This is a genomic window from Pontibacter pamirensis (assembly GCF_010015475.1).
Lineage (GTDB): Bacteria > Bacteroidota > Bacteroidia > Cytophagales > Hymenobacteraceae > Pontibacter > Pontibacter pamirensis.
In genome coordinates this window covers 1-9038 of record NZ_SSNI01000074.1, presented here as the reverse complement: position 1 = coordinate 9038, position 9038 = coordinate 1, and the positions used below count along the sequence as shown (strand labels likewise).

The window sequence follows — 9038 nt, the reverse complement described above, 5'->3', positions numbered from 1 at the left end:
AAGCGGCTGGCACTTATAGCTGTGGCAAACAAACTCATAAAGCAGGCTTTTGCCATCGCTACCAAAGGAGAGTATTACATGGAAAAATCATAAGCAAAATATTGCTTTTAAACACAGTTCATTTCGAGTGCAGTGTGAAATCTAGCTGGAATTCTACATAGATTTCTCCCTGTATTCGAAATGACAAAACTTACTCCTTTAGGAGGAAGGTGCTTTAAAATTTATTAGTCTTCATCCAGTTCAAGGCGCGCTCAAACCAGGCATCTGAAGTAGTTGCGTTATTCAGACCAAAGCCATGGCCACCATTCTGATAGATGTGAAGCTCAGCCGGGACCTCGTGCTGTAGCAGGGCTTCATAGAAGACGATGCTGTTTTTTACCGGCACAGCCTTGTCGTCGGAGGCATGCACCAGGAAAGTTGGGGGCGTTTGTGCCGTTACTTTTTTCTCATTGGAAAACTCAATGAGTTTGTCTGCTGTTGCGTCTTTCCCTAAGAGCTTATCAAATGACCCCTGGTGCGCGAAAGTTTTGTCACTGCTGATGACAGGGTATAGGAGCAGCATAAAGTTCGGGCGAAGGTTTGTCTGAGTTGCGTTAGGTACATAAGACTCCTGAAAATGTGTTCCCGCAGTGGAGGCAAGATGGCCGCCGGCAGAAAACCCCATGATACCCACCTTCTCCGGATTAACCTGCCATTCCTTCGCTCTTTCACGGATTATCAGCATTGCCTGCTGGGCGTCCTGCAGGGGCGCGATATCCGGACGTGAAGAGGTTTTGGTATCAGGCAAGCGGTATTTCAATACAAAGGCTGCAATTCCCTGCTCATTAAACTTCTTCGCGACATCATGCCCTTCGTGCCCTGCCGCTACAATAGAATACCCTCCACCCGGGCAAATCAGCACCGCAGTGCCCGTTGCTTTTTCTTTCGGAGGAAGATAAACCGAAAGTGTTGGTTTCCTGATTTTGCTGTATCTCAGCCTGCCGCCTTCGTTGCTTGCTGTTTCTTCATCGGGACCTGGAACATCATTCGGTATCTTACCACCATACAACGGTATTTCCAGCGGGGTTTTTTGGCTAAAAGCTTCGGAGAACGGCATGAATGACAGTAAGAGTAAAAGCGCCAGCAGGTTTTGCTTCTTCATAGAACTTATTCTTTATATAAACATGATAAACGCCTGTTTCCGAAGTTCAAAATTGAACTAGAGAAATGGCGCAAAACATTGGAAGCGAACATTTTGAATCTGTATGTCAAAGAAAAGACAGGAAGTGGAAGCCTTTCCACTGCACCTATGCTTCTTCTATCTCTTCGAAAATTTCCTGCAGCTCATCAAAATCTTTCAGACCTGGCTTAATCTCATGACCACCATGCAGACCAATACCAGTTGGTTTGATCTTATTAAGGGTGTGCGTGATGTTTTCTTTGTCTATACCAAAACCAATGTACACATTGTATTCCTTGGCTATACTTTTCAGAAACTTCATATTGGTGTCATCTACTTTCTGAAAGTCATCAGAATAGACGATGAAAGCATGTACTACCGGGCTGTAAAGCTCCATCATCTCTAAAAGCTCACTCTCTACCGTGTCCTTGTTGATAAATATCTTTTGAATTACTGGGCGCGATATTTCTTCAATTTCATCTATCAGGTAAGGCGTGTCCAGTTGTATGTAATTTAGCCCAAACTCTTCTGACATATCATTGATAATTTCCGGCTTGGCCCGGGTAAATTCGCCCGCTATCTGCACGCCGGATACCCAACCGATTATTTCCTTCAGCGTTTCGGGCTTCACGCGCTCCGGATCGTCCAGTTTTAAATTAAATCCAATGATGTCTACGCCCATGCCGGCGCAGTAGCGCGCATCGCTTAAATTATTAATGCCATTCACTATCACAGAGGTACGTAAGCCCATGTTTGATTATTATTTGTGTTTATATAAAGTTTTCCTTGGCTGTATTGTCATTCAAAGTAAAAGCCATTTACTTAACCATGCCAACTTTTTACGCTTTTTTTCTATATTGGGATAGTTTTATTCCTGTTGATACCGTTTTGGACCTTGATTATTTACTATCCTGAATCTTTATAACTCTCTTGTTGTTGCTATATTTGCATTGTATTAAAATTTTTAAGAAGAAATACACTTTATTATATAGATGAGTAACAAAGGAAGGGTATTAGTAGCCATGAGCGGCGGCATCGACAGTTCGGTGGCTGCCGTGATGCTGCATGAGCAGGGCTACGAGGTAGTGGGGATGACAATGAAAACCTGGGACTATGCGTCGAGTGGTGCCAGCAAGAAAGAAACAGGATGCTGCAGCCTCGATTCTATCAACGATGCCCGTAACATTGCCGTTCAACTAGGTTTCCCGCATTATATCATAGACATCCGCGAGGAGTTTGGTGATTTTGTGATCAACCATTTCACGGAGGAGTACATCGCCGGTCGTACGCCAAACCCTTGTGTGCTGTGCAACACACACATTAAATGGGATGCGCTTCTGCGCCGTGCCGACCAGCTGGGTTGTGATTTTATTGCTACCGGGCACTATGCCAATGTGCGTGAGGAGAATGGCCGCTACATTATCTCGAAAGGACTTGATGAGCACAAAGACCAGTCTTACGCGCTCTGGGGTATTTCACAAAAGAGCCTGAGCCGCACTATTTTCCCGCTGGGCAAACTGCATAAAACAGAAATCCGCCAGATGGCTCTGGACCGCGGCTTCACCGAACTGGTGAACAAGCCGGAGTCCTATGAAATCTGCTTTATACCGGATAATGATTACCGGGGCTTTTTAAAGCGCCGAGTTGAAGGCCTGGAGGAAAGAGTGGCCGGTGGTGAGTTTGTGCTGGAGGACGGTACCGTAGTGGGCACGCATGAAGGCTATCCGTTTTACACCATCGGGCAGCGCAAAGGACTTGGCATAGCCCTGGGCTTTCCTGCTTATGTCACCAGAATCGATAAAGACAAGAACCAGGTGGTACTAGGTAACTATGAAGAACTGGCAAAGAATGCGATGACCGTTGGTAAGCTCAGCATGTCTAAATACGAAAACTTAATCGACCAGCCTATCCCGACGGTGACCAAAGTGCGATACAACGACGCTGGTACAGAAGCCATTATTGAGCAGGAAGGCGACAAAATGAAAGTGCACTTTCTGACTGGGGTGCATGCCATAGCGCCCGGCCAGGCAGCTGTTTTCTACGAAGGTGATGATGTAGTGGGCGGTGGCTGGATTGAGTCGAATTATAACTTGGAATATATAAAACTAGACGTGCTGCAATAATGAGAAAAGCGCTGTTGCTTTTGGTCGTACTTACTGGCTTCATAGCCGGCTGCGACGACAAGTATAAAGATCCTGATCCACAGGCCATGGGCTACGGTTACTATCCGCTGGAAGTAGGGGACTACCGCATCTATAACGTAACGGACATCAGGTTCAGGTTTAATGTGAGTGATACAACTCGTGTACAATTAATGGAGCGCGTAGATACAACCTTCTACGACCAAACCAACACGCTTAATTACAAGATTGTGCGTTCTGTACGTCCGGGTGAAGGGAGTCTCTGGGTGGAAGACTCAGTGTTTGTTGTTGCGAAGCAGCCTACTATGGTAACGCTTACGAAGGACAACACCAAATATGTGAAACTTGTGTTTCCGGTAAAGTCCGGAGCATCTTGGCTTGGTGATGCTTTCAATGATCGGCTAGCGCCAGGTGTTAAAGCGGATTCAAGTAGAAGATCAGAATATTACTTAGGTAAAGAATCTTATATTTATCATAATAAGGGAGTACCCTTTCAGGTCAATGGTGATACCTATGGCAACACTGTCACAGTTATACAGGGAGCTCCTTATCATGATGGAATTGGTATAGATGACAGGAAAGAAGTTTATGCTGAAGGTGTAGGATTAGTGTACAGATTGTTTAATCGTGTAGTCTACACACCATGCAATGAAGACCAATGTGATAACGGTATAAATTATAAGTTGCAGGGACACGAGCGCCATGAAGAGCTAATTTCCTATGGAAACGAATAAATATGCGCCAACTCCTCCTCTTCTTCAGTTTGTTCCTCCTTTTCATCCCAGCTGTTTCAGCGCAGGATACAGGCGGCACTACTGAGGCAGCGGAGCAGAAGCGTTTAATCTACTTTACAGACAAAAACAACACCCCGTATTCCCTCTCCAATCCGCTACAGTTCCTGTCTCCAAAGGCAATTGAGCGCCGGCAGCGGCAGCATATTCCGATAACACCCCGGGACCTTCCGGTAAATCCTGCTTATGTAGATGGGTTGAAGGCGCTGGATGTGCACGTGTGGTATACCTCACGCTGGTTTAATGCAGCGGTGGTGCAATGCTCAGACGAGAAATTACAGGAGATAGAAGCCTTAGCCTACGTCAAAAGTTCCCAAACACTGAACCGTATGGCTGTAACAACTGGTAACACGCAACAGCATATAAAGCAAGAGGCTGAGATGTTGCCCTTCACTTCAACATACAATGTTTCTCTAGATAGCAGTGATTATGGCCTGGCCTATCATCAGGCTGATATGTTAGGTGCAGATGAATTGCATGCTGCCGGTTATGCCGGAGAGGACATGACGATTGCCGTTTTTGATGCTGGTTTTCCTGATGTGAACACCATTAAAGCTTTTTCGCACCTTTTTCAGAACGACCAGCTGAAAGGTACTTTTGACTTTGCGCAGAAGCAGCAAAATGTATTTGGCGCTGATGCGCATGGCACTGCCGTACTGTCTACCATGGCAGCTTATGCACCCGGCAAAATGATCGGAACGGCCTACGCGGCTAATTACCTGCTTTTGCGCACTGAGGATGCCGCCTCTGAACATAACATAGAAGAAATAAACTGGCTGCTGGCTGCGGAGTATGCTGACAGCGCCGGAGCTGATATCATCAATTCATCTTTAGGCTATACCACCTTCGACAGTCCTTCCACGAGTTATACATACGAAGACCTTGACGGTAACATGACCCTGGTAACAAAGGCAGCAGACTTCGCTGCTGCAACCGGTATACTGGTAGTGGTAAGTGCAGGTAACGATGGGAGCAGAGCTTGGCGTTATATTTCAGCCCCTGCCGATGCAGATTCCGTTCTGGCTGTCGGAGCCGTTGATTCGCTGGGTTTAAAGGCGGTTTTCAGTTCTTTCGGGCCTGCAGCAGATGGCCAGGTGAAGCCTGATGTGGTGGCGCTGGGACAGAAAGCCTATGTGCTTACAAGGGGTGGAACTGTGGTGCAGGCCAACGGAACCTCTTTTGCAGCGCCCATCATGGCTGGATTTGTGGCCAGTCTCTGGCAGGCGAACTATAGCAAAACTAACATGCAGATGATTCAGCTGTTGCGGCAGATTGGCAGTAGGGCTGCTTCACCCGGCGACAGCATCGGTTACGGTATACCCAACTATGCAAGTGTGCTGACAGCCCTTCCGCAGTTGCCCTTACAAGGCAAAGCGTATATTTCCAACCCTGTAAAGGACGAGGCCATCATTTTGGCCTTGAGCCAGGATTGGTGGAGTCAAAATGTGGAAGTGCAGATACTGGATGCAACTGGCAAGCAGGTATACAGGCAATCTCTTGCTTCTGCCCGGGAAGAACAGGCACTGAACCTGCAGCCACAGCAGCTAAAGGCAGGTTTATACCTGTGCCGCCTTCGCTCCGGCAGCCGTTTTATTACGCTTAGGTTTGTGAAATTATAAGTATATTCCGGTTATAGAACTTCTTTATTCCTCCCAATTAGAAAGATAAATTTACCTTTGCAGGTATGAAACCACTCATTGCCCCTTCTGTACTTGCCTCAGACTTTGCCAATCTGCAATCTGAGGTGGAGATGCTCAATAAGAGCCAGGCCGATTGGCTGCACATCGATATTATGGACGGCCGTTTTGTCCCCAACATCTCTTTTGGCTTTCCGGTGATGGAGGCCATCAGGCGCTATGCACAGAAGCCAATGGATGTACACCTGATGATTGTGGAGCCGGAGCAATACATCGAACAATTCAGAGCTGCCGGTGCCGACACCATTACTGTGCATTTCGAATCCACAACACACCTGCACCGAACGCTGCAGCAGATAAAGGCTACCGGGGCAAAGGCAGGAATTGCACTCAATCCGCATACCTCCGTACATTTGCTGGAGGATGTCATCGTTGATGCTGACATGGTGTTGCTGATGTCGGTGAACCCCGGCTTTGGTGGGCAGAAGTTCATCGAGAACACCTACCGCAAGATTGAGTCACTTAAGAACCTAATCATCTCACGGAATTCAAAGGCTCTGATTGAAATTGATGGCGGTGTGAACCAGGACAACGCGCCACTTTTGTTAGAGAAAGGAGCTGACGTACTGGTAGCAGGAAGTTTTGTGTTCTCCTCCGCTGATCCGCTGCAAACAATCGCTGATCTTAAATCATCCTCTAATTAGTTATACATTGATGTTTAAGTACCTGCCGGTGTGGATCCTGCTGCTATTACCCTTAGCAGTTTCAGCGCAACAGGCACGCATCACAGGCAAGGTCCTCAACACAGAGCATCAGGCCCTGGAATTGGCGACAGTAGCAGTGAAAGGTACTTCTCTGGCAACCCAGACAAATACAAGTGGCCTGTTTGAGCTGCGGGTGCCTGCCGGAAAAGAACTCGTGCTGCTGGTAAAGTATATAGGGTATAAGGAACTGGAGCAAACAGTGCTGCTGCAGTTAAATGAGACGCTGATGCTAAGCCTGGTGCTACAACCAAACAGCCATGCTTTAGGCACACTGGATGTACGTGGAAAAAAAGACCAGGACACGCGCGAGCAGGTGAGCATGACTAAATTGGACCCGCGTGACATCAAAAATTTGCCCTCAGCCTATGGTGATTTCAATAAAGTACTTGTTACACTGCCTGGCGTAACCAGCAACAACGAACTTTCCAGCACTTACTCTGTGCGCGGGGGAAACTACGATGAGAACCTCGTATATGTAAACAACATCGAAATTTACAGGCCCTTCCTGATAACGGCCGCGCAGCAGGAGGGACTGAGCTTCGTGAACCCAGATCTGGTAGACAACATCAGCTTCTCATCCGGCGGTTGGCAGCCAAAGTACGGGGATAAACTATCCTCTGTACTCAACATTCAGTATAAGCAGCCAAAGAAGTTTGCTGGTTCAGTTAGTGGTGGTTTAACAGGAGGCACCGTGCACCTGGAGTCAGCCTCCAAAAACAAAAAGGTATCATACCTGGTGGGCGCGCGGCATAAAAACGGGCAGTACCTGTTGCAGGGTTTGCAGGTGGATGGTAAGTATAATCCTGTTTTTACCGATGCGCAGGCCTACGTGAGTATCGATCTTTCAAAAGACACCCTGCACCCTGGCCGCACGACCCTTGGCATTTTAGGAAGCTATGCAAAAAATGATTTTACTGTAGAGCCGGAGTCGCAGGTAACCACTTTTGGAACGCGGCAGGCACCGCTGCGTCTTTCCGTAGGCTTTGAGGGGCAGGAGCTGATGGATTATACCACCTATCAGGCGGGCCTGAACCTGAGCCACCGGTTTTCAGATGATTATGTTTCAGAGGTGATTATTTCGGCAGTGCACTCCTGGGAGCGTGAGTTCCGGGATGTAGAGGCCTACTACCGCCTATGTGATGTGAGCTCCACCGGCAATAACATAGGAGAGTGCCAGCAGGAGCTGGGCTTTGGCACGCAATACGATAATGCCCGCAATACCTTACTAGCCCGTATCGGTACAGCCGAGATACGAAACAGCTGGCGTATGAGCCAACGCAGTAACCTGCAGTTTGGTGCTAAAATAAGCTCAGAAAATATCACCGATAAACTTGCAGAGTATGGCTTCACAGATTCCGCCGATTATGTCAGTCAGAACTATTTTCTGCGTTCGGGGCTAGACCTGAACACCATCCGCTACAGCGGCTATGTGCAGCACACCATCGAACTGGACTCGCTTAAGACAATCACTTACGGCCTCCGGGCTACCTACTGGGACTATAACCAGGAGCTGAATATTTCGCCGCGTGTGCAGTATTCTTTCATCACCCGCTATAACCCGTCGCTTTCTTTTAAAGCGGCTTTAGGCGTATATTACCAGCCGCCTTTTTACCGAGAGCTAAGAAATTTTGCAGGGGAATTGAATCCAGACATCAAAGCTCAAAGGGCCGTGCATGCCATTATAGGCAGCGACTACCTCTTCCAATCCTGGGGCCGGGATTTTAAACTGACGGCAGAGGCATATTATAAGTGGATGACCAATGTCATTCCTTACGACATCGACAACGTGCGCCTGCGCTACTATGCCCGCAACAATGCCAAGGCCTATGCTGCTGGTTTTGATGTGCGTGTAAACGGGGAGTTTATTCCCGGGGCAGAATCATGGCTGAGCCTGGGGTTGATGACGACAAAAGAAAATGTATTCGGCGACTCCCTTTCCTTCTATAATGCACAGGGAGAAGTGACTGAGAGGCAGGAGCAAGGCTATATTCGCAGGCCAACTGACCAGTTGGTGAATGTTGGCGTTTTCTTTCAGGATCACTTGCCAGACAACCCGACTATCCGGATGTACCTGAATTTAGTGTATGGCAGTGGTTTACCTTTCGGCCCGCCCCGTCGGCCGGAGTACCGGAATGCCTTTGACGGGAAAGCCTACAAGCGTGTAGACATTGGTTTCTCTAAACTGATAGTACTGAAGAGTGAGCTGGTGGAGCGAAAGGCAGTGTCGCTGGAGAGCCTGTGGATTGGCCTGGAAGTGCTTAACCTGATTGATGCAAAAAACCGTGTGTCCTATACCTATGTGAGCGACGTTAACGGCCTGACCTATGCCATCCCAAACTTCCTGACCGGCCGCCGACTTAACCTTCGGTTTGTTGCGAAGTTCTGAAAAGCATTATTAAAAGTATGTCATTTTTCATCATTGTCATCCTATCTTTGAATGGATGTGCAAGAGTCCTAAAATAGTCTTTACAAAGAAGGGCTGAGTCTGTAGCTTTAAAAGCAAAAGAAGAAGGGGAAAAGAGTAAGGCAGCTGTTTGTCATTGGTC

Annotated in this window: 7 protein-coding genes; 5 read left to right on the top strand and 2 right to left on the bottom strand. The window is 47.6% G+C overall.

Features of this window, described 5'->3' with window-relative positions; genetic code table 11:
* Positions 1–214 precede the first annotated feature (214 nt).
* Together E1919_RS26460 and trpF are read right to left on the bottom strand one after the other, a co-directional pair.
* Entirely contained in the window at positions 215–1141 is a 927-nt protein-coding gene (locus E1919_RS26460) for an alpha/beta hydrolase (RefSeq protein WP_162056412.1), read from the bottom strand.
* Between the two features lie 145 nt (positions 1142–1286).
* Positions 1287–1910 carry a phosphoribosylanthranilate isomerase gene (gene trpF / locus E1919_RS26455; protein ID WP_162056411.1) on the bottom strand — a complete coding sequence of 208 codons (624 nt, stop codon included), beginning with the start codon at positions 1908–1910 and terminating at the stop codon, positions 1287–1289.
* A 241-nt stretch (positions 1911–2151) separates the two neighbouring features.
* Between trpF and mnmA the strand changes: the two genes are divergently transcribed.
* The 5 genes from mnmA to E1919_RS26430 all read left to right on the top strand — a co-directional run bounded on the left by mnmA (position 2152) and on the right by E1919_RS26430 (position 8878).
* Positions 2152–3282 carry a tRNA 2-thiouridine(34) synthase MnmA gene (gene mnmA, locus E1919_RS26450; protein WP_162056410.1) on the top strand — a complete coding sequence of 377 codons (1131 nt, stop codon included), beginning with the start codon at positions 2152–2154 and terminating at the stop codon, positions 3280–3282.
* Between the two features lie 20 nt (positions 3283–3302).
* Positions 3303–4034, top strand: coding sequence for a hypothetical protein (locus E1919_RS26445; RefSeq protein ID WP_237144877.1), 732 nt, complete (start codon positions 3303–3305; stop codon positions 4032–4034).
* A 2-nt stretch (positions 4035–4036) separates the two neighbouring features.
* Entirely contained in the window at positions 4037–5710 is a 1674-nt protein-coding gene (locus E1919_RS26440) for a S8 family serine peptidase (RefSeq protein ID WP_162056408.1), read from the top strand.
* Positions 5711–5775: 65 nt separating this feature from the next.
* The gene (gene rpe, locus E1919_RS26435; RefSeq protein ID WP_162056407.1) at positions 5776–6432 is read left to right on the top strand and encodes a ribulose-phosphate 3-epimerase; all 657 of its coding nucleotides are present in this window, start codon (positions 5776–5778) and stop codon (positions 6430–6432) included.
* 10 nt (positions 6433–6442) lie between these two features.
* Positions 6443–8878, top strand: coding sequence for a TonB-dependent receptor (locus E1919_RS26430; RefSeq protein WP_162056406.1), 2436 nt, complete (start codon positions 6443–6445; stop codon positions 8876–8878).
* Positions 8879–9038: the final 160 nt, after the last annotated feature.

Coding starts and splice junctions, on each gene's coding strand:
- E1919_RS26460 (WP_162056412.1), bottom strand. CDS start 1,141: ATGAAGAAGCAAAACCTGCTGGCGCTTTTACTCTTACTGTCATTCATG.
- trpF (WP_162056411.1), bottom strand. CDS start 1,910: ATGGGCTTACGTACCTCTGTGATAGTGAATGGCATTAATAATTTAAGC.
- mnmA (WP_162056410.1), top strand. CDS start 2,152: ATGAGTAACAAAGGAAGGGTATTAGTAGCCATGAGCGGCGGCATCGAC.
- E1919_RS26440 (WP_162056408.1), top strand. CDS start 4,037: ATGCGCCAACTCCTCCTCTTCTTCAGTTTGTTCCTCCTTTTCATCCCA.
- rpe (WP_162056407.1), top strand. CDS start 5,776: ATGAAACCACTCATTGCCCCTTCTGTACTTGCCTCAGACTTTGCCAAT.
- E1919_RS26430 (WP_162056406.1), top strand. CDS start 6,443: ATGTTTAAGTACCTGCCGGTGTGGATCCTGCTGCTATTACCCTTAGCA.